The 20,869-nt window shown below is 40.1% G+C and carries 23 protein-coding genes and 1 riboswitch; of the genes, 4 read left to right on the top strand and 19 right to left on the bottom strand.

Annotated elements, in window-relative coordinates:
• Nucleotides 1–90: 90 nt before the first annotated feature.
• The 6 genes from HBHAL_RS11265 to HBHAL_RS11290 form a co-directional block, all read right to left on the bottom strand.
• Nucleotides 91–1,371 (bottom strand): Glu/Leu/Phe/Val family dehydrogenase, encoded by a 1,281-nt coding sequence (locus HBHAL_RS11265; protein WP_014643545.1) that lies wholly within the window; start codon nt 1,369–1,371, stop codon nt 91–93.
• A 141-nt stretch (nt 1,372–1,512) separates the two neighbouring features.
• Nucleotides 1,513–2,445: a D-alanine--D-alanine ligase gene (locus HBHAL_RS11270; protein ID WP_014643546.1), complete on the bottom strand. Its 933-nt coding sequence runs from the start codon at nt 2,443–2,445 to the stop codon at nt 1,513–1,515.
• A gap of 128 nt (nt 2,446–2,573) precedes the next feature.
• Nucleotides 2,574–3,155, bottom strand: coding sequence for a genetic competence negative regulator (locus tag HBHAL_RS11275; protein ID WP_014643547.1), 582 nt, complete (start codon nt 3,153–3,155; stop codon nt 2,574–2,576).
• Between the two features lie 136 nt (nt 3,156–3,291).
• Nucleotides 3,292–4,191, bottom strand: coding sequence for a MerR family transcriptional regulator (locus HBHAL_RS11280; RefSeq protein WP_014643548.1), 900 nt, complete (start codon nt 4,189–4,191; stop codon nt 3,292–3,294).
• A 99-nt stretch (nt 4,192–4,290) separates the two neighbouring features.
• Complete coding sequence (locus HBHAL_RS11285) at nt 4,291–4,974, bottom strand: metallophosphoesterase (protein WP_158512370.1); 684 nt, start codon at nt 4,972–4,974, stop codon at nt 4,291–4,293.
• A 174-nt stretch (nt 4,975–5,148) separates the two neighbouring features.
• Nucleotides 5,149–5,781, bottom strand: coding sequence for a CBS domain-containing protein (locus HBHAL_RS11290; RefSeq protein WP_014643550.1), 633 nt, complete (start codon nt 5,779–5,781; stop codon nt 5,149–5,151).
• Between the two features lie 143 nt (nt 5,782–5,924).
• Between HBHAL_RS11290 and HBHAL_RS20885 the strand changes: the two genes are divergently transcribed.
• The 3 genes from HBHAL_RS20885 to HBHAL_RS11305 are packed head-to-tail and all read left to right on the top strand — an operon-like array spanning nt 5,925 to nt 7,005.
• A complete protein-coding gene (locus HBHAL_RS20885) occupies nt 5,925–6,146 on the top strand; it encodes a spore coat associated protein CotJA (RefSeq protein WP_087946081.1) in 222 nt (73 codons plus the stop codon).
• On the top strand, nt 6,143–6,412 hold the full coding sequence (locus HBHAL_RS11300; RefSeq protein ID WP_014643551.1) for a spore coat protein CotJB: 270 nt from the start codon (nt 6,143–6,145) through the stop codon (nt 6,410–6,412). The genes HBHAL_RS20885 and HBHAL_RS11300 overlap by 4 nt, the downstream gene beginning before the upstream one ends.
• 23 nt (nt 6,413–6,435) lie before the next feature.
• Nucleotides 6,436–7,005, top strand: a complete 570-nt coding sequence (locus HBHAL_RS11305) for a manganese catalase family protein (protein WP_014643552.1) — start codon at nt 6,436–6,438, stop codon at nt 7,003–7,005.
• 64 nt (nt 7,006–7,069) lie between these two features.
• On the opposite strand, the gene HBHAL_RS11310 is transcribed toward HBHAL_RS11305, so the two are convergent.
• Genes HBHAL_RS11310 through HBHAL_RS11325 form a run of 4 tightly spaced genes read right to left on the bottom strand, consistent with a single transcriptional unit; the run spans nt 7,070 to nt 10,444 of the window.
• Entirely contained in the window at nt 7,070–7,276 is a 207-nt protein-coding gene (locus HBHAL_RS11310) for a hypothetical protein (RefSeq protein WP_014643553.1), read from the bottom strand.
• The gene (locus HBHAL_RS11315) at nt 7,257–7,865 is read right to left on the bottom strand and encodes a CPBP family intramembrane glutamic endopeptidase (protein WP_014643554.1); all 609 of its coding nucleotides are present in this window, start codon (nt 7,863–7,865) and stop codon (nt 7,257–7,259) included. Before HBHAL_RS11315 ends, HBHAL_RS11310 begins: the two co-directional genes overlap by 20 nt.
• A complete protein-coding gene (locus HBHAL_RS11320; RefSeq protein WP_231853946.1) occupies nt 7,834–9,381 on the bottom strand; it encodes a RecQ family ATP-dependent DNA helicase in 1,548 nt (515 codons plus the stop codon). Before HBHAL_RS11320 ends, HBHAL_RS11315 begins: the two co-directional genes overlap by 32 nt.
• Nucleotides 9,374–10,444 carry a helix-turn-helix domain-containing protein gene (locus HBHAL_RS11325; RefSeq protein WP_014643556.1) on the bottom strand — a complete coding sequence of 357 codons (1,071 nt, stop codon included), beginning with the start codon at nt 10,442–10,444 and terminating at the stop codon, nt 9,374–9,376. The genes HBHAL_RS11320 and HBHAL_RS11325 overlap by 8 nt, the downstream gene beginning before the upstream one ends.
• A 137-nt stretch (nt 10,445–10,581) precedes the next feature.
• On the opposite strand from HBHAL_RS11325, the gene HBHAL_RS11330 reads away from it, so the two are divergent.
• Nucleotides 10,582–10,830 (top strand): ferredoxin, encoded by a 249-nt coding sequence (locus HBHAL_RS11330; protein WP_014643557.1) that lies wholly within the window; start codon nt 10,582–10,584, stop codon nt 10,828–10,830.
• A gap of 53 nt (nt 10,831–10,883) precedes the next feature.
• Here HBHAL_RS11330 and HBHAL_RS11335 read toward each other — a convergent pair whose 3' ends face one another.
• The 9 genes from HBHAL_RS11335 to resB all read right to left on the bottom strand — a co-directional run bounded on the left by HBHAL_RS11335 (nt 10,884) and on the right by resB (nt 20,865).
• The gene (locus HBHAL_RS11335; RefSeq protein ID WP_014643558.1) at nt 10,884–11,333 is read right to left on the bottom strand and encodes a helix-turn-helix transcriptional regulator; all 450 of its coding nucleotides are present in this window, start codon (nt 11,331–11,333) and stop codon (nt 10,884–10,886) included.
• Between the two features lie 105 nt (nt 11,334–11,438).
• A complete protein-coding gene (locus HBHAL_RS11340) occupies nt 11,439–12,617 on the bottom strand; it encodes a hypothetical protein (protein WP_014643559.1) in 1,179 nt (392 codons plus the stop codon).
• Nucleotides 12,614–13,147 (bottom strand): RNA polymerase sigma factor SigX, encoded by a 534-nt coding sequence (sigX, locus tag HBHAL_RS11345; protein WP_014643560.1) that lies wholly within the window; start codon nt 13,145–13,147, stop codon nt 12,614–12,616. The genes HBHAL_RS11340 and sigX overlap by 4 nt, the downstream gene beginning before the upstream one ends.
• Before the next feature lie 909 nt (nt 13,148–14,056).
• Nucleotides 14,057–14,599, bottom strand: a complete 543-nt coding sequence (locus tag HBHAL_RS11350; protein WP_014643561.1) for an ECF transporter S component — start codon at nt 14,597–14,599, stop codon at nt 14,057–14,059.
• A 6-nt stretch (nt 14,600–14,605) separates the two neighbouring features.
• Complete coding sequence (locus HBHAL_RS11355) at nt 14,606–15,007, bottom strand: DUF4430 domain-containing protein (protein WP_014643562.1); 402 nt, start codon at nt 15,005–15,007, stop codon at nt 14,606–14,608.
• A gap of 184 nt (nt 15,008–15,191) precedes the next feature.
• A riboswitch (cobalamin riboswitch) is annotated at nt 15,192–15,371 on the bottom strand.
• A 47-nt stretch (nt 15,372–15,418) separates the two neighbouring features.
• Nucleotides 15,419–17,203, bottom strand: coding sequence for an ATP-binding protein (locus tag HBHAL_RS11360; protein WP_014643563.1), 1,785 nt, complete (start codon nt 17,201–17,203; stop codon nt 15,419–15,421).
• On the bottom strand, nt 17,203–17,919 hold the full coding sequence (locus tag HBHAL_RS11365) for a response regulator transcription factor (RefSeq protein WP_014643564.1): 717 nt from the start codon (nt 17,917–17,919) through the stop codon (nt 17,203–17,205). Before HBHAL_RS11365 ends, HBHAL_RS11360 begins: the two co-directional genes overlap by 1 nt.
• A 92-nt stretch (nt 17,920–18,011) precedes the next feature.
• A complete protein-coding gene (ccsB, locus tag HBHAL_RS11370) occupies nt 18,012–19,202 on the bottom strand; it encodes a c-type cytochrome biogenesis protein CcsB (RefSeq protein WP_014643565.1) in 1,191 nt (396 codons plus the stop codon).
• Nucleotides 19,203–19,230: 28 nt separating this feature from the next.
• A complete protein-coding gene (gene resB, locus HBHAL_RS11375) occupies nt 19,231–20,865 on the bottom strand; it encodes a cytochrome c biogenesis protein ResB (protein ID WP_014643566.1) in 1,635 nt (544 codons plus the stop codon).
• Nucleotides 20,866–20,869: the final 4 nt, after the last annotated feature.

The raw sequence follows: 20,869 nt of genomic DNA on the forward strand, positions 1-20,869 counted from the left end.
CAGAAGTATCTGGAACTTACGTTCGATTTAATAAACAAAAGTAAATCTCCTACCATGTAAATGATAGGAGATAATTGTGGTCAAATCAACCTATATCCATCCTCTAAAACGAGAAGCTTCTGCCATCTTTCTTACACCAACCATGTAAGCAGCTAAACGCATATCTACCCGCCGGGTCTCTGCTGTTTTGTAAACGTTATCAAACCCTTTAACGATCACTTTATGGAGTTTCTCTTCCACTTCTTCTTCTGTCCAATAATATCCTTGATTATTCTGGACCCATTCGAAATAAGAAACCGTTACTCCTCCCGAAGACGCCAAAACATCGGGTACAAGCAATATCCCTCTTTCAGATAATATTCGAGTGGCATCTAAAGTGGTCGGGCCGTTTGCTGCTTCTACCACGATACTTGCCTTTATGTTGTGAGCATTTTCTTCGCGAATTTGATTTTCGATAGCAGCAGGAACTAATATGTCACAATCCAACTCCAACAGTTCTTCATTGGATATTGTATTTTTGAAAAGATTTGTGACCGTGCCAAAACTATCCCGGCGGTCAAGTAAGTAATCGATATCCAGACCATCAGGATCATGCAATCCTCCATAGGCATCGGAAATCCCAATAACCTTAGCTCCACGATCGTGCATAAATTTAGCTAGAAAGCTTCCGGCGTTACCAAAGCCCTGAACCACCACTCTGGCACCTTCTACACTTATGCCTTTCTTTTTAGCTGCCTCTTCAATACAGATAGTTACACCTTTAGCCGTGGCTGTTTCCCGGCCATGTGATCCGCCTAAGACAAGTGGTTTACCAGTGATAAAACCAGGGTTATTAAATTCATCTATACGGCTGTATTCATCCATCATCCATGCCATGATCTGAGAATTTGTAAATACATCAGGTGCTGGAATATCCTTTGTAGGACCTACAATTTGACTGATAGCCCTAACATAACCGCGGCTCACGCCTTCAAGTTCCCGGAAAGACATCTCACGAGGGTCACAAACGATCCCGCCTTTTCCTCCACCATAAGGCAGATCTACAATTCCAGCTTTTAAACTCATCCAGATGGATAAAGCTTTGACTTCTTTTTCTGAGACGTTCGGGTGGAAACGCACCCCGCCTTTGGTAGGACCAACCGCGTCATTATGCTGGGAACGATAGCCTGTGAATATTTTAATATGATCATTATCCATCCGTACAGGAATCCTTACCGTCATCATCCGCACCGGTTCTTTCAAGAGTTCGTAAACTTCGTTAGGATAACCTAATTTATCAAGTGCTTTTTTAACCACCGTCTGTGTGGATTTTAAAACATCGAGTTTATCATTGTTTTCGTTTGCAGCATCTGTCGGCTTATCCGCTACCATCCATTTACCTCCTAATATCCGTGCATTCGCTTTCAGGGTATTCTTTCAGTCAATAGTATACACTTTCACCTCTATTATGGAAAGCGTGTTTTAGCATTCTAGTGTCTTTAACCTGAAAAATGTAAGCGATTACACTCTCTATTATTTATCAAGTTGGGATAGTTCTACGAATTTTTCTATAAGATCGTCGTAGCTCCAGCCTATTTCCTTGGCGGAATCAGGGAATAAACTAGTTGGAGTCATCCCCGGAAGTGTATTCACTTCCAGAATCACCGGCTCCCCTTTTTCATTAATTATGAAATCTACACGAGAATAAACTTCACATCCTAATAACTGATGAGCTTTCACCGCTTCTTGTTTTAGTCGATCGGTAAGATTATCCGGCAGTTTGGCAGGAACAATATGTTCACTTCCACCTGGTTTATATTTTGAGTCAAAATCATAATAATCATTCTTAGGAATGATTTCAATAACCGGAAGCGGCGTTTCTTTTCCTTTTTGACCTATGACCGGGACCGTCACTTCTCTTCCCTGAACATAATCCTCTACCAGAATAGTAGAATCAGAGTGAGCAGCTGTTTGGACGGCTTTTTCAATCTGACCTTCATTCTTCACAATGGTTAGTCCCAATGTGGATCCTTCCTGGTTCGGCTTAATCACGAATGGCGTAGGAAAATGCTTCTTGATATCTTCCACTATGTCACTCATATTCAATAAGCCCGTAACATCAAACGTTTTGCTGTTTGCAGTTTGAAGTCCATTTAATGAGAAGATTTGTTTTGATTTTGCTTTATCCATAGCTAGAGCTGAAGATAATACACCTGACCCTACATAAGGAAGGTTAAGCATATCAAGCAAGCCTTGAATTTTACCATCTTCACCAAAGCGTCCATGAAGTCCCAAGAAAACAAGATCCACTTTCAATTCCAGTATATCTTTAATTTTTTCGGGTGAAAAATCGATAGCGATCACTTCATGACCTTTGTTTTTTAACGCTTTTATTATTCCCTTACCTGTAGATAAAGAAACTTCCCGTTCTCCAGAAGTCCCTCCATACAATACTGCAATCTTCATTATGGACACTCCATTTCTTACCATCTTAAAATTTCAAACATCCTTATCTATAGTAACATGTTCTATCATGAGCTTCTATTAAAAATAAAAAGAACGAAGCTTATAAAGCATCGTCCACTTAAAACGGATTAAGAAAAATAATTTTTAATTGTCCCGCATGCATTATCTTTCATAATTTGCTTTCCATACTCCGCCAATCTGTACGAGGTAGCTGAGGAGGCAGAGGCAAATTCAGATAGTAAAGCAATAACTTGATCGATATCCAGATGAATGATGTCTTCATCCATAAGGAGCATATAGTAGAAATCATTGTAATAATATACATTTCCACCCGTAACACCCAGCTTGTGTAAGTGAATACCGGCCTGGATGACATGTTCAAAATCTTCGAATGAAAACATCATTTCTTTACTTTCATCCAGTGTAACTTTCATTTCCATGTAATCTTCTTCATCTTCCATATCAGTTGGCTCAGTTTTGGTAACAACAATTAACATGCCTTGTGCCTGTAATAGATAAACTTGCACAAGTAACACACCTGTTAACTCGACCCCGAGCTCAATTCCCGCATCATACATCATATCGCTGAAAATTCTATGGACTCTTGGAAGGTCACTCCACAATTCTTCTTTTGATAATCCTCTATCCAACAAATCATCAAAGGTTAGAAAAATTTTAAATTTCTCATTTGTCATTCTTTCCACTCGCACATGATCGCCCCCTGTCACAATGTGTGTTATCTATATAGTATGATGACTGATGCGATTATGGCACCTTTTTTCGAATTATATCTAAAGTGTGTTTACAGGGGCAACCTTTTTACTGCAACCTTCATTTTCATTGCCGCTAATGCTTGGTCAGCCAGGCCTCCCAATCTTTTTTAGTGTTTCCGACAAGGAATGGCTCCATTCGTTTTTTATCAAGTTCCGATAACCGATCATAAGCCAGGCCGCCCAGTCCTATTTTCAATTCAGGAAACTGCTTCTGTAAAGATTCGGCCAGACTTACCGTAATGGGGATATTTTTCTTTAACGTGCAGGACATAAACATGTAGGAGGGTTCTATTTCATCAATAACAATATCAATGTCGCCCCCGGCAATGCTCTGCCCAAGGTAAATGACGTCATATCCTTTACGTTTCATATATAGTGCAAATATCAACAGTCCAAGTTCATGACGCTCATTAGGACCACATACAAGAAGAGCCTTGGGGAGCATAGCATCAGAAGGTATGGAGAGAAGCATCATCCCCATTCTGGAACGGAGGAAATGGCTTGCAAAGTGTTCATGTGCACTAGTAATCCGGTTTTCTTCCCAAAGGTCTCCAATTTTCACTAAGAGAGGTCCTATAATATCAATGGCTACTGTTTCCGGGGTAAACAAGCTAAAAGCATGGTCCAGTTTCTTCTGTGCTTCATTCTCTTCAAATGACAGCAGCGCATTCAGAAGATCATCTCCCAGGATCTCTAATTGGTTACTGCTTTCCGTATGACTGGAAGCGTCCACTGCATTTTCATTGCTCTCAAGAAGGGATACAGCCTGGGAAATAGTGAATCCTTTATCCACTTTTTCCATTAACCACTTTAATATTTTAATATGCTCATCTGAATATAAACGATGCCCGGCTTCGTTTCGGGATGGCCGAACAATTTGGTATCGGCGCTCCCAGGCTCTAAGAGTGCCAGGCTGAATTCCCACCATCTGTGATACAGCCTTTATATTGTATTTTGCTTGCTTTGTCCCCATTTGCCTTCCTCCAACTCTTTCCTTTTCCTATAATTATATATGAATAGTTGATTACGTGTAAAATTTGTATATTCTTTATATAATATTTGAATAACCCTGTCAGGAAGATTTAATGATAATAGAATGCAGTTCTGCTCTAGTTCCCAGACGCAGGGGGAGCAGTGAGGTTCCATACCCTTCACTTATAAGAAGAGGCGGCTTTTCAGATTCAAACCATCCTCCTCTTGTGTAAGGGCCTAACCCAAACAAGCGAATTTGACCGCCATGGGTATGTCCGCTCAGTACTAGATCAAACTGTTTCTGATCCTGCCGATTCATTTTCTGATAAACGTAAGGGTCGTGAACACATAGTATTTGATAGTTAGTGTGATCATTTATGTAGGCAGCCTGACGTCTGGGCTTCATAAAATAAGGATCAATTCCACTTAATAGAAACCCGTCCTCCGATTGGAAGGTTACCTCATTATCCGAATTTGAAAGGACATGAATATGATGTTGATCAAGAACATCCAGAAGATTGGCTCTTTCCAGTTCATGGTCATTATTTCCAGGAATAAAATAGACAGGGGCTTTCCACTGCTTTAATTTCTCTAGATTGTTCTTCAATCTAGTTAGAGGCGTTCGCTTATCCACTAGATCTCCTCCAATGATCACAACATCCACATTTTTCAGTTTGTTAAGGGTATTTTGATTTATTTCGCGGTTATGAACATCTGAAATAAAGACAATGTGCAGTTCTTGAGCGAAAGGAAAAGCAGAATCTTCGATTACATGTTTATCCAAGTAGTCTTGTTCTGCCCTAAAGTACATTCCTGCAAGAAATAACAATCCCAAGCTTGCTACTATTAAGACCCCAGCTAACACTTGCCCCACTCTCCCAAAGATAGAATAAAATTAATCGTATCATAAAAGTATTTCACAAAAAAACTGCTATGAACAAGTCATAGCAGTTAGTCATTACACTTCTTTAACACTTAAAATCCTAAACCCTGTCTTCTCCAGCTTATTTGTAAATTGTTCTATATTATCCTTTCTTTCAATTTTTAGAACGATTCTACGTGCAAGCTTATCCGTTTCATCAAAAGTAGCCAGGGATATGACATTTTCATGATAGCTTTTAATAATGTCTCCCAGTCTCTCAATTCGGCCACTTGACTCTTCAGAAGTAAAAGCAATTCGAATACCTTTCTTTTTACTTCCAAATGCGCTTTCAAACTGCTCAATCACATCAAAACGTGTGACAAGCCCCTGAAAATTCCGTTCTTTATCTACAACAGCCAGTAAAGGAAAACCTTTAAACGCTGGCAGTGTGCGTTCAAATACTTCTTCATCATGGATATAGAAGTCTTCATTTTCAGCAATATCGCCTGCGGTCGTTTCGTTTAAAAAGGTTTCTTTACTTTGATCCGCATTAAAATAAGCCCGATAAATAATCTCCTTTGAAACCATTCCTAAGAACTTTCGATCATTAAGTACAGGCATTGCCTGAAGATCATGCTCATTCAATAAATCTAAAATGCCGCTTAAGCGATCATCTGTCTTCGCAGTGTATGATCGATGTGCAGGCTTCATAATACTCTTCACAAACATACGCTCACCTCTTCATATTCTATTATGCATCGAATCCTTCTTTAAATCATTTCTCCAGAGACCTGGTTTATTCCTCCTTTTATTCGCATAGGACATGCCGAATAATCATAAATTTTGATAATGAGTACAGGAAGGGGATATACATGTTTACTTTGATTAAGTGTTATCAACCGTATCACGGTCCATTTGATCCATGTCCTCCTCGGCAGAGGGCTTGCTATCAAACTCCTCCCAATCTATATGTTGGTTTTCAACAGCCGAGCCTTCCACAATTCTCTTTGCGGGATGCACTTTATAAAGGAACGCTTTGGCCTTGCTTCTACGACCCTTATCCAACTCCACAAGGGAAAGGGGAACATTCATGAACAATCCACCAAAAGCTGCAACCGATAGATACGAATTAATGGAGAAAATTCAAATCGTAGACTTTGCGCTTGTGGAGCTAACTCTTTACTTAGATACGCATCCGAATGACTTCCAAGCTATTCAGCAATTTAATGAGCTGGCGGTCCAAAGTAGGGATTTGAAAGCAAATTATGAAAAGCACTTCGGACCGTTGCGCCAGTATGGGGCCAGTTTTTCAGGTTACCCCTGGAATTGGAAAGACAGCCCCTGGCCCTGGCAACTGTAAAGAATAAAAAAAGGAGGGATTCAATGTGGTACTATGAAAAGAAATTACAATATCCAGTTAAAGTAACGGAATGTAACCCAAGACTTGCTAAATACTTGATTGAGCAGTACGGAGGAGCTGATGGGGAGTTATCAGCTGCACTCCGTTATTTAAATCAGCGTTACAGCATCCCTGATAAGGTTATTGGATTATTGACTGATATAGGAACGGAAGAATTTGCCCATCTGGAAATGATCGCTACCATGATTTATAAATTAACCAAAGATGCTACACCTGAACAAATGAAAGAAGCTGGTTTAGGCGCCCATTATGCAAACCATGACCATGCCCTTTACTACAATAACGCTGCGGGAAGTCCGTGGACAGCTACTTATATACAGGCTAAAGGTGACCCGATTGCAGATCTTTACGAAGACATCGCGGCCGAAGAAAAAGCAAGAGCTACTTACCAGTGGATTATCAATATGTCAGATGATCCTTGTTTAAATGACAGTCTTAAATTCTTAAGACAAAGAGAGGTTGTTCACTCTCAACGTTTTCGAGAAGCAGTTGAAATTCTTAAATTCGAGAAAGATCGAAAGCAATTTTTTTAATATCATACAAAATAATCCCCCGTCCATAGTAGGCGGGGAATTATTTTGTATTTGACCTATACTTCTAGAAAATCAGCAACAGGATCATGAAAATAAATATGAAAACAATGATGTAACGAACCCAAAGAGGATTGGCACTCCACTTGGTCATAAAAGTATTAGATTTATCTTCACTTCGTTGCGGTGGCAAATCCAAAGTGTTCATATTTTCACTCGTTAATTTCTTCTCGTTCACATTATTCACACCTTCACTATGATGGGATTGAGTCACTTGATTCCCCCCTGTTCCCTAGACGTATCCACATGGCAAGTACCACATCTATAATAAAATGAGCCGTAATTGTGACCGTAAGACTGCCTGTTAATTCAAACATATATCCAATAAAAAAGCTGACAAACAATACAGAGATTAAGAGAACAATTTTTGACAAATAACGAAAATGTAAAAGAGCAAATAATAAACTGGCTGCCCAATATCCATATTCCGTATGTAAAACACCTCTAAATAACATTTCTTCGCTTATAGCCACTAATAATGTAACTCCAATGATACCTGGGATCGATCGATTTTTAAATACTTTGTTATTAATCCCGCCATCATCATAGTATTGTTTTGGAAGCCTGTTCATCAAAATAAAATCGATCATGAGAACAATAAGTCCTGGCAATACCCCAAACCATATCCAATCATTAAACGTTACTTCGAATATGGATTTCCATTCTGACCAAAAGGAATCAAATAAAAAAAAGCTGCCTAGAATAGAGAGGATTAAAAGTAAAAGCTGGGTTAGGATCAGTTGAAGCGTCACTTCCTGATCCGTCATCATTTTAATAACTTCTGCCTGTTTTTTTCGTTTCATACCTCGCCCCCTGTCTAAAGATAATAGCTAACCGTTCTTTCCAAGTATCAACATCTGCTTGGAACTCGCTCTTCTCAAAGCTTAACGTATCCATTGTAAATCCACATGAATCACAGCAGGGTACTGAGGGTTCTCGAATATCAGCTTGAAAGGATTCGTAGAGACTTTTTCTTCTGCAAGAAGTATGATGGATCCATTGAAGCATTTCAGTAAGTTTTGCCTGCTTGTACTTCCACCTTTTGTTTATTAGACCCTCCAGATTTCGCTCAACAAAAGTTTCTTTAGGATCTTTTAAGATAGTTCTCTCTTTCAGCACACCGTGTTCTTCTAACTGAAAACGTAAAAAGTTCCATTGCGACTCCGATAATTCCAGAAGTTCAGCGAATTCGTCATTCGAAGGAATTAAAGTGTTGTTCTTCCATATCATCTGCAGATATCTTAACACGTTTTGAACATGGTCCATTTGTGGCAATTCACTCTCTATTAACATCTGAGGGAGATAATGATCCTTTGGCCCGTAAAGTACTAGGCTAGCACAAGGGTTCCCGTCTCTTCCGGCTCTTCCTACCTCCTGGATAAATGATTCCAGCTGGGATGGGGGGTGAAAATGAATAACCAGTCGAATATTAGATTTATCCACTCCCATACCAAAGGCACTTGTGCAGCAAATTACATCGAGCTGATCATTCATAAATTGCTGCTGTACCAACATCCTATCCATTTGCTCCATTCCTCCGTGATAAAAAGCCACCCTTTGCTTCAGCCTAGCCTGGAGCAGATAGGCTGCTTTTTCAGCCCATTGTCTACTGGAAAAATAGACCATTGTAGGAACCGCCTGATCAGAAAGCAGCTGAATCATCCGATCTATTTTATGATCAGGAGTTGCGTAATGCTCGACCGCGAAACTGACATTCTGCTTGTCCATTGGATAAATATACTTTTCCATAAGAGGACGCTTTAATTTATCCATAATGTCTGTTTGGACTTCTGGAGTTGCTGTAGCACTTAGTGCTAGTACTGTTGGTTCGCCAAGTTTAGAAATGGTTTGATGCAATTTTAAATAATCCGTTCTAAATTCATGGCCCCATTGTGATATGCAGTGAGCTTCATCAATGACAAATAAACTGATACTAAGCTTTACAAGATGCTGCATAACCCAGTCATTCTGGAGAAATTCTGGGGACATATATATTAAATCGTATTGATCAAGATGTTCCAGCATTTTTCTCCGCTCCGCACGATCCATAAAACTATTCAGTGCAACGACTGACTTATAGCCAGATGCTTTCAGCTGCTTCACTTGATCAATCATTAAAGAAATAAGAGGAGATACTACAATCGTGGTTCCTGATTGAATCTTTGCGGGCAGCTGATAGCAAAGAGATTTACCAGTTCCTGTAGGTAAAATACCAAGAACATCCTGACCAGATAAAATCGACTCGATAATCGGCTGTTGCCCTTCACGAAACTGTGAAAATCCGAAGTGCTTTTCTAATTGAAAAGATAAATTATACATCTGCATAAGATTGTCCTTTCGCTGTTAACTTCTTACCTTTAGCCAGAGCCAATCTGATTTGAAAGTAATCAAATTCACCGTTCAAAGTTTGATGAATTTGTTTTAAACGTAGCGTATTCATGTTATTAGCTGCTGCTATGATTCTTTGCTGATCTTTGGCACTGAGAAAACGTTCGATTGAAAAATCCGGGATAACTAGGGCTGCTTCAACGATATGGTCCTGAATTGTACTTTTTTTCAAGCGGCGCTTCGAAACAATCGCTTCCAATGTCCACCCTAGCTCTAAATAGTGGTACGTATGCTTAGCTGACTGAGTGATCATTGTCTCACCATCTAAACCACGAGTGCACGCAAATAGGAAGGGGTAGGAATCTGGTGAATTTCTAGCCTCGTGGAATAAATAATAAAGTACATGCTGAATACAAACGTAAGCATCTTCCGTTGTAATGTCATACTTACGCTTCATTTGTTCATAGGTAAGCCCTATCACTTCAGCCCCACTCAACCGAAAAGTGAACAGTTCTGACTCCAAATACGATCGATTGTTCAAAAGATCCAAGATTTCACTATACATTCCTTTGACTTCTTGATTCAGGTTATGGGAAAGAGAAGCATAATAACGTTTAACCCACCTTTGTGCTTTAGAGTCATCGATAACAGGGATAAACGTATAGTTGCCTGCATGAATAGAAGTAATCGTCTGAATGACTAGTAAAAGTCTGTGTTCAAATTCTCTGATATTCCGGTGATTATTCATTCCGCTAAAATATTCAAATGAAGGCCCCTGATAGTTATCAAGATAGCGAGCTCCATCAGATGTAATAATGGGTGAGATTCGATCTACAAGATAAATCCACTGATTTTTTTCAATTTGCTTACATCTGTCTTCAAATTCATCTCGAGCTAACCCTTCATAAATACCAAAATAACGCTCCAATTCGTAACCCTTTGCGTCCTGCAATGTCTGAGACGAACGTTTTCCAGTTAATAAATTATATATTCCTGATATTGTACGCTCTCCATTTAACTTTCTTACGCATGTCAAAATAATGACATTAAACACACCAGCCTCCTCCTTCCAGATACTAGGGAATCTACCGTTCGTGTTGAAAACTCCAGACGGGAGTTTTACAATAACTATGTACCCTATTTTTTCAGTTTCCTCTTCGTGAGTGGACATACAAAGGAGGATCATCAGTCGTGGCTAAATATACGATGGTTGATCAAGAAACGTGTATCGCATGTGGTGCTTGTGGAGCTGCAGCACCTGACATATATGATTATGACGACGAAGGGATTGCTTACTCTGTACTTGATGATAACCAGGGTGTTTCGGAAGTGCCTGAAGTGTGGGAAGAAGACATGGAAGATGCCTTCGATGGCTGCCCTACAGATTCTATTAAGATTGCAAAATCCCCTTTTGAAGGAAATGCGCACAAGCACGAATAATAAAGGAGAACCTCTTCCGAATGCGAAGGGGTTCTTTTTTTTAAAAGATTCTATCATTTATCCAGCTCTTCAAACCTTTTATAAGCTTCTCCCTCCTCAAAGGTAGAAAACCAGCGGTCAAATTGATCATCTATAATCCGGTAATGCTTGCTTATCATATTTTGCTGCAGTAAAAAACCTTCTTTTTCCTTGAGCGTTGTCCACCATACTTTCCCTCCCAGCGTTTTACCCACCGGACGTTCCACTTGGTGATGAGCAATGGTTTCTGCAATTTCAAGGGGGGCATCTCCAAGAACGCCTTTTAAAACTTCACTATCTTGAAAAAGAGCGCACACGGCCACCACTGTGGTCCATCCAGCAATTGTGCGTCCCTTTTCAATTTGGACAAGGGTTTTTTTAGACAAGCCTAGCACTTCAGCCATTTTTGATTGCGTATAGCCATATTCCACACGGATTAATTTTATTTTTTCAGCTACTTGTATCCTTAATTGTTCTTTATCCAACCTGCACCGTCCCCTTTACTACGTCCCCCTAATTTTAACACGTCCCCTCCCTGCTTACCTATTAAAGTGATCAAAAACCCCGTATCCATAATACGGGGCTTTAGGTTATTCATTAATATCTATCGGATTTATAAAGGTGGGTACCGGGATGGGTTCGTTTAAGTTGTAGAATGAATTTATTTCATGGTTTATATTATCGAAGATCACTTCGTTAAAACCAAAGTTCTCAGCTGTTGCTAACACCGCATCAATCATCATCATTAATTGCTTATCGCTTGCCCATGAATCGTGTTCAACTGTCATGGTTAGAGCAGATCCTTCCGCTTCAATCGAAGAAAAGGTTACATGATTGGGTACAGCAGAATCTACGTTGTCAGAAGTCTGTTTTTCTTTCATTCGATTTAACGCCTCCTGAATGGAGAGCTCTCTCTCTGTTTTTATTGGGACGAGAAATTGACGCTCGCTGCCCTGATCGCTGTAAATTTGATAAAAATATCGATTTTGCTCAACCACAGGAAGAGTTTCTATTTTTCCAAAGTTGCCAAGGACGACTGGTGATCCACTCTCTGTCTGAAGCTTAATGTTTTTCACATCATAAGGGTACAATTTCCACCGGATACTCTCGGATATAATGGACGTGTAGGCACTGCCGCTTACGGAAAAGTTATCCGGGAAAATGACCTCAGCCTGGTTTCTTTCTTCATCAATATTAAAGGTTAAATCCTTGATTAGATCTTCAGCCAGTCCCCACTCTTCAGGCTTAACGAGTGAAGAAATATTTTTATCTTCCTGATCACCGGGTTTTATTACTGTAAATGGTACGACTATCTCTCCATTTTTTCCAGGAAGAACGTAAGACTCTATATCCGGAGAACGATCCTGGAGTGTAAAAGGTGATTCTGTTTCATTATTATCAGAGGAAGGATTAGTATCTTCATTTCTACTGGAACCTTCTATTTCTGAAGGTTTTTGTTCAGTAGTTTCTGCCTGGTCCCGGCCACTTTCATTTGCAGACTCAGTCGAACTTTCTTCCTGATCAGCTGAGCCGCTATATTCATTGGAAGGTAGTGAACTCCAGAAAACAGGGAGAACGATTGCAAGGATAAGCAGTACTGCAGCTGTAGCCATACTTGGAGTTATCCAGGGAGCGATCCTTCTTTTTCTTTTATTAAGCTTAGGCTCTATGGAGCGATAAAGATTTTCTTTGCTTTGCTTATCTTCTATCTTCGGAAATTCTCCTAACAATTCTTTTAATTCATCTTCGCTATAAGTTTTACGCTTCACGCTGCACCCCCCCCTTCCACAGGCTTATCCATCATCTCTTTTAAGGCTCTCATTCCTCGATGCTGAGTCGTTTTCACTTTACTCTCGCTCCAATTTAATATTTCTGCTGTTTCTTGTATAGACAATCCTTGTATGAACCTGAAAATAATTACATTTCTTTGATCTATCGTACAATTATCCAGTGCTTTATAAACTTGCTTCATTTCATCATTTTGGATTGCGATTTCATCCGGCAAAGAAGCATAATCTTTAAGCTGCTCCCCTTTTTCATTCCAATCAAAAAAATCCATAATTCGATTCCGTTTGCGTTTTTGCTTCCTGAAGTGATCAATCGCTACATGTCTCGCTATGGATAGCAGCCAAGTTTTTTCAGTACTCCGCCCATCAAAAGACTGATAAGATTTAAGCACCTTTATATAAACTTCCTGGACAAGATCTTCAGCGAGATCGCGATCTCTGACCATGTAGATTAAATATTGAAACAAATCATGATGATAACTTTCGTAAAGTTCGTCAAAGAACGTTTTCACTAATGGTACCTCCCACTTATCTATTTAGTCGTTATATGTATGAAAAAAGTTACATCACTATCTTAATATGAGGATTTAAAAAAAGATATAAAGGAAGGGCTCTTAAAAGGGATTTATAAATAAATGGATCTCTTAGACGTCCCTGTTAATTTTAACCAATGGCTTATTAAGCTAAAGGGCCGGATTGTGGAAGACTCAGTTTCGAGATAATCTGGGCTGTTTCCAAAAATTTGATGAGGATGGCTGCGGAAACAACTCGTCTTGTTCCATCACCCAGACACTCGAGACATAAGCCGATCATCAACGGATTGAAAAACCGCAATCCTTTTGATGATCGGCTTATGTCTCGAGTGTCTTTCGGGGTGATGCCACATTTGAACACTTTCCTGCGGGGGAACTGGCAAGCCTCCTCGCTCGTTTCACTCCCTGTGGGGTCTCGCCTAGCTCCTTCTCCCGCGGGAGTCTCGTCGTTTCCTTCGCCACCCTATGATTGAAGAGTGGACGGACCCTTCTATAGGCGATGGAGAGGTGCTTGGATCCGCCACAAATGTTTCTATAGCGGGAATTTTCCACACGTGTACGCTTGTTTTTAATAGTTAATCTCCATCATAAACCGGTGCGTTTCGAATAAGATTTAGAGCTCCATATATCGCAAGGTCCGGAGGGGGACGATGTAGACTCCTGTGGGATGAACATGATCGGTAAGATCCCGCAGGGCTGAAGCCCGAGGAAGCTTACCACATGCCCACGGAAAGCGAAATCGTCCCCCTCCGGACCTAATTCTCTCAAAAGTCTCGAAACTGAGTCTTCAAGTAATGGGAGCTTTACATTAAAATTAATACGGAAGTTTAAAGAGCCAAATAGAAAGAAAAAACACAGGCGTCAGGGGATCCCTGGCATCCTGTGTTTTTAAGAACGATAATTGGTTGTTCCAATATGTGGTGTTTTTTCAGTTAGTCCATTTCTCTTCTTGTAACGTTTAAACAATGTACCTAAAACGGGAGAAAGAACTAAGATGAAAATGATTGTTGAAATAGCATGATTTAGATCGTAAGGCAATCCCGCCAAATAATAAGCCCAGAAAGGCTGACCAATAGAACGCATCGTAAGTGAGATAACCAGCCCGAAAAATATACCTGAGAGAAACCCATATATGGAAAGGCCCCAGACGGGGAGACCTGATTTATATTTTCCAAGTAGACCAGCAACCAAACCTATAATTGACCATGCAACTACCTGCCATATAGTCCAGTAGCCCATCCCAAGAAGCATATTGGATACAATGGTTGTTAAGAATGCCATAATTAGTCCTGCAGCGGGTCCCATCCAAAACCCTGTCAAAATGATAATGGCAGTTACCGGCTGTACATTAGGTACATGGCTTAGAGCAATTCTGCCCGCAACCGCTAATGAGGCAAGCATGGCAATTAAGGTGATTTTATAAATATTCATTTTCCATCATTCCCATGAATGGTAATCAAATACAATCTCATCGCCTTGTTTTAATTCATAGTCGTTGGCTCCCACTTGGGCTTCCTCTCCATTAATGGTGTACATCCAGGCCATTTTCTTATCTTGATTTGCTGATATTCCTTCAATACTATTAATCATTCCATCACTTTGTTCTACTTCAAAATTATCTTCCAAGACTTTCATCAAGGTAGCGCCTTCCTCCACGGAAAGTTCTTTATCAGCTAAGATTTCCTCTCCATTATTTTTGGAGATCTCTATTTGGACACTGACTTCCTGTTTTTCCTCTTCCTGAACGGCATTGGCTTGTTCCTCTTTCTGTGTGCCACACCCGCTTAAGATACCTGCCGTTAATAAGACCGCCAACATTAAAGCATAAAGTTTGTTCATCTTGCTTCCATCCTCTCATTTTTTAGTACTGGCTTTTTCGAAAGGACGAATGGACAACCTAACACTATGTATCCATCAAAAAAAGCCTGCCTTCGTTAAAGGCAAGCTTAAGACAAACAGATGGTTTAGTTGAAATATTTACATAGAACCGATCGGTTGTCTCAAACGCTCAATCCCCGAAGCTTTGAAACACTGGGATCAGGCAGGTCTACTGACTTGTGCGTCATCCTACTAAGGACCCTTCCCGTGCATTTGCACAGTGGAACTTCCTTTTCGTATTCACATACAGTTGCGAGGACAGTCCCGGCCTTTAACCGGGTTCCCGTTTTAAGCCCTTTCAGGCACCTGAATCCACTCAATATAAAGTTATTTATCCATTACTAGATTAACTCAATTTTCGCCATTTAGCAACTAATTATCTGTAAAATCTATCCTCTTAGGGATTCTGAAAGAAAAAGTAGTCCCCTCTTCTACCTTACTGTGCACACTAATCATTCCATTATGGGCTTCCACAATATTTTTAGCAATAGCCAGTCCTAGACCCGTTCCTTTTTTATGCTTAGATGTTTCTCTTTTTCTTGATTTGTCTGCTTTATAAAAACGTTCGAATACAAAAGGAAGGTCCTCTTCAGAAATTCCCTGACCAGAATCATATACAGATGCCATCCATTCATGTTCTCCATCCTCAATCATTACGTTTACGGATCCATGCTCACTTGTATGTCGAATGGCATTATCAATGAGATTAGTAAATACTTGTTCAATCCGATCAGCATCAAAATAAAGCCATTCTAGATTTGGATCTACATTTATGGTTAAGGCTACCTGTCGTTCCTTGGAAAGTCCTTGAAACTTCCGTTCGATCTTGTCCATATAAGAAGTCATTTCTACGGATTCCACATATAAATTTATATGACCCGCTTCCATTCGAGCTAAATCCAATAACTCATTGACCAGTCGGCCAATTCGCAATGATTCATCGTGAATGATCTGGGCTAGTTCATTTTTATCTTCTTTACTCTCCGCAACATCATCTACTATTGCTTCACTGTACCCTTGAAGCATTGAAATAGGAGTTCGTAGTTCATGGGAAACATTGGCTATAAAATCTTTGCGAAGTTTATCCAGTCTGCGCTCGTCTGTCATATCTCTTAAGACCGCAACTGCACCTCTAATAGTGTCTTTATCGTATAATGGAGTCATAATAATGACCCAGGAGCGGCCTTGCAAGGATACTTCAGTCATCGCTTCCTGTTCTTTGGATATCACTTCATCAAAAAGTTCATAAAGAGGAGTCGGCAAATTAATTGGATTCAATGTAGCTTCTTCATCATTCTCAAACTTATCAGCTTCCAAATATTGCTGGGCTGGAGGGTTGGTAATCAGAACTTCTCCTTCACGATTGATAGTAATAACCCCATCTGCCATCGAGCGCAATATGCCCGAAAGCTGTTCTTTCTCCTGATTTAGCGCATTAATATGAAATTTAAGCTGACGTCCCATGCGATTGAAAGCCATAGCAAGCTCTCCTATTTCATCATGAGTTAAAATAGGGATTTTTGTGTTAAATTCCCCTTTAGCAAGCTCAAGGGCCCCTTCCCGCATCTTGATTAGGGGGGAGGTGATACGGGTAGATAAGAAAAAAGCAAAGATCGTAGTCAAAATAATAGCAATCCCTGCTCCAAGAAAAATAATCTTGGTGGTCTGTTCAGAAGTTTCCTCTATCGTATCCAGAGATTGATAAACAAAAACAGCTCCATTTCTTTCCGTTAAAGGAGTTCCCACCACCATAACCTCTGTATCAAACTCTTTTATTTCTGTAACCTTTTTCACATCCTGCCCTTCACTTATGACTTTGGATAAATCGTTATCGGAGGAGATCCAATTGTAAGTCATTTTGGGCAGAGCCTTTGATTCGCTATCACTAATAATCACTTCATCAGGTCCATAAGTGATCAACGCCCGGCTCGCAGGATTCTTAACAAGTGCCGTAGTAGAAAGAAGCAGATTTCTATCTTCATACCTATCTACTACCTCTGTAATTTTAGAAGCTGTCTGAAGTAATTGACTCTCTGCTTGTTGGATATGATAATTCTGAAAAAATTCTAATAGTAAGACCGTTAGAATAAACAGGACAAAGCATACAAGAAATAATATAGTAAACCACAGCTTACCTACCACACTGCGCCAGAACATTATTCTCCACTTACCTCGAACTTATAGCCAATCCCCCATACTGTAACGATCATACCTGCCGCATTAGCTGAAACTTTACTCAGCTTCTCTCTTAATCTCTTCACATGAGTATCCACGGTTCTGAGGTCACCAAAAAATTCATATTGCCAAACTTCTTTAAGGAGCTGTTCTCTATGAAAAACTTTATCAGGAGACTGTGCCATGTAATTAAGAAGCTCATACTCCTTAGGAGTTAATGCTACTTCTTTTCCTTCGGCTGTTACGCGGTGAGCATCATTATCAATGGTCATGTGCGGAAATACCAGGACATTTCTTGCAGAAGTATCCGTTTCCAAAAATTTAGTAGAGGAAGAACGACGAAGCAGAGCTTTCACCCTTAAAACCACTTCTCTCGGGCTAAATGGCTTCACAATATAATCATCAGTTCCCACTTCAAAGCCTTGCACACGATTTGCTTCTTCCCCTTTGGCCGTAAGCATAATGACTGGAGTTGCTTTCTTTTCCCGAAGCTCTTTACAAACTTCTATACCGTCCATTCCCGGGAGCATTAAGTCAAGCAGAATGACATCGTAATCCACATCGATTGCTTTTTTTAAAGCTTCGTCTCCATCTTCTGCTTCGTCAATAATATAATTTTCTCTTTCTAAGTACATGCGGATCAAACGTCGAATACGATCTTCATCATCCACTACTAATATTCTGGCTTCTTGTTCCATAAGTCTAACCACCCTTAATTAATACTAATTATTTCATTTCATAAATAAAAATGGCAGGGGGGGTAAAAACCCTTCCTGCCTTTAAGAATAAATCATGCATAGGAGTGAAGTCCAGAAATCACCAAATTTACCGCAATTAAGTTAAACATGATAATTCCAAAACCACCAACGGCAAGCCACGCAGATCTCATTCCCTGCCAGCCTCTTGAAAGCCGCAAGTGTAAATAAGCTGCATAGAAAAAGAATGTGATCAATGCCCACACTTCTTTAGGATCCCAGCCCCAGAAGCGATCCCATGCTTGCTGGGCCCAGATCATGGCAAAAATAAGAGCACCTAAAGTAAAAACAGGAAAACCGATGGCGACGGCACGGTAAGAAACTTCATCGACCAATTCTGGATTTACTTTCTTCCTAAGCATAGGCTGTAGGAAAGCTCCAACTCTTTTTCTCATCAGGAGTCTTGCTGCTCCATATATTACGAGGCCGCCAAGCAAGGCTAAAATAAAGGTGTTTAGCTTAACAGCAGCATCCTCACCACGCATCCACTGTGGTGCCTCAACAAGGGGCTGCATAGCTTCCTCGGTAATTAACTCTCCACCTGAGGGTCCGATAACGGCAGGCATCTGATAAGTAATTTCCGCCTGCTGACCTTCAATTGGCGCTTGAAAAACCGATTGATAATTCAATGCACTAAAGGTAGACGATAGAACAATGAAAGCTACCACTGCAGCTATTGTATAAATGACGAACTCGAGCCACGATGTGTGCTTGCTGGTTTTGGACTGATCGATCTGGGAGATTAAGTAAATCAATCCTGCTACAAAGCTGACTGATAATATACCCTGGCCCAATGAAGCAGTCGTGACGTGAATATAGAGCCAGTGTGATTGTAAAGATGGTACTAATGGAGAAATCTCAGTCGGAAACATGCTGGCAAAAGCGATGATCAATAAAGCTATAGGTAATGCAAAAAGTCCAAGCAGATCCACTCTGTAAATAAAATACAGGACTATGAATGCAAACACCAGCATCATCCCAAAGAACGTGGTGTATTCAAATAAGTTACTAACTGGTGCATGGTGACTTGCAATCCACCTTGTTATGAAGTAACCCACTTGAGTTATAAAACCCAGTATTGTAATGGATATACCTATATTCCCCGCAGTTCTACTTTTCGTTCTCTTTTTGTCCCGGATCGTTGCCCCAAAGAAAAAAGTTGCGATCAAATAAAGGAAAAAAGCAGCATATAGTAAATTTCCACTAATTGCACTTAAATCTCCCATTTTTATCCTCCTCAAACACTAATAAATTCTATTCTTTCATTTCATACTGATCCTGGGGCTCCTGAATATGAGTTCCAGCAATCACTTTGTTTATCTCCTGTCTAAGAGCATACCAGTTCTTATTCGTATGCCCGGCAATCCATACTCCATTTTCCTTAGGCTGAAGCCAAATTCTCCGGTGATTCCAATACATTCCCTGGATAACGCCTATCATAAAAATGGCACCACCCAAAGCAATAAGCGGAAGCGTGTGATCCTTCTTAACCGTAAGTCCTGTTACGTCACGGACATCGAAATTGACAAGTCCAATTTTATAGTTGTTTTCTCCACTTGCATCCACATTGGCTCCAATTCCTAGAAAGCTAGTTTCTGCTTCTTCGGAATCAGGAGGGTAAAGCGTAAATACAAAAGCAGGGTTTTTTGGAAATTTGGATACAGATACAGGCGCACCATCCTGCATTTCATATTCAGGGAAATAATCATCTATCTCCACACGATAGCCGCTATCGAGCGTGTATTCATTCTTAGGGTCGGCCAAATCTACGGTAAACTCTCCATAGTTTGTATCTTCATTGCCTTTGTCATGAATTTTAAAAGTCATTTCTTTAAACTCATTTAACTGATAACTGGCTTGATAAAGAGCAAAATCATCAAATTTGATCGGATGGTTCATTTTAGCCTGGGTATCTTTCAATTCTGTTAATTCTGGTTCCTTACCAGGGATAATCTCATCCGTTCGTTCATAAATGACTGCGTTAGTCTGAAATGTTTTAGGAATTGGACCACCTTGATTTTGAATCGCTTCTTTAAATCGAGCATCTGTTTGATCGTTTTCATCGTAGGTTTCCAGGATAAAGTCTTTGTTCTTTATATAATACTCGCCTTCCGTTCCTGGAATCATGGAAGTTTCACCTTCACGTACCCATATGAAATCGTCAATATAAAATGCCGGGACAAACCGGAGCAATGACCCTATTAAAAATATAATGAGACCTATATGGTTTACATAGGGCCCCCAGCGGGCAAAGCGATTTTTTTCAGCAAGAATGTGACCATCCTGCTCGGAAATTTTAAATCGACGTTTTTTTAAATTCTTTTTGTAAAGCTCCAAGTCTATCTGATTGGACTCTGTCACACCAAAAATACGCTGTTTTTTCATGAACATTTCATGGCGCCTTGGCTTTTGTTTTTTCAATGTCTTATAAAGAGGGAAAAACCGGTCGATACTGGCAATGACAATTGAAATACCAGTCATGGCAAGTAACAACATATACCACCATGAGCTAAATAAATTATGAAAACCAAGCTGGTAATAGATCTGTCCCAGTAGACCATATTGATCTCTATAGTGTAAAGCTGGATCTACGTTAGGAGGTATGTACATTTCCTGTGGAAGAATGGTACCCACCGCTGAAGCAATTAACGTAAGAACAATCAGCCACACACCAACCTTCACAGAAGAAAAGAAATTCCAAATTTTGTCCACAATGGTGCGGTTATATGTTTGAGACCGCCGGGCACTGCCATCATACCTCATGTTTAAAAGCTTTTTATCTTCGTTCCCATTGATATGCTGGTTCCCTTCAATCGGCTTCCCGCACGCTTCACATAGAACCGTCCCTTCCGGGTTCACATGACCGCACTCACATGTAATTTCATTCATATTA

The sequence above is a fragment of the Halobacillus halophilus DSM 2266 genome (genome assembly GCF_000284515.1).
GTDB lineage: Bacteria > Bacillota > Bacilli > Bacillales > Halobacillaceae > Halobacillus > Halobacillus halophilus.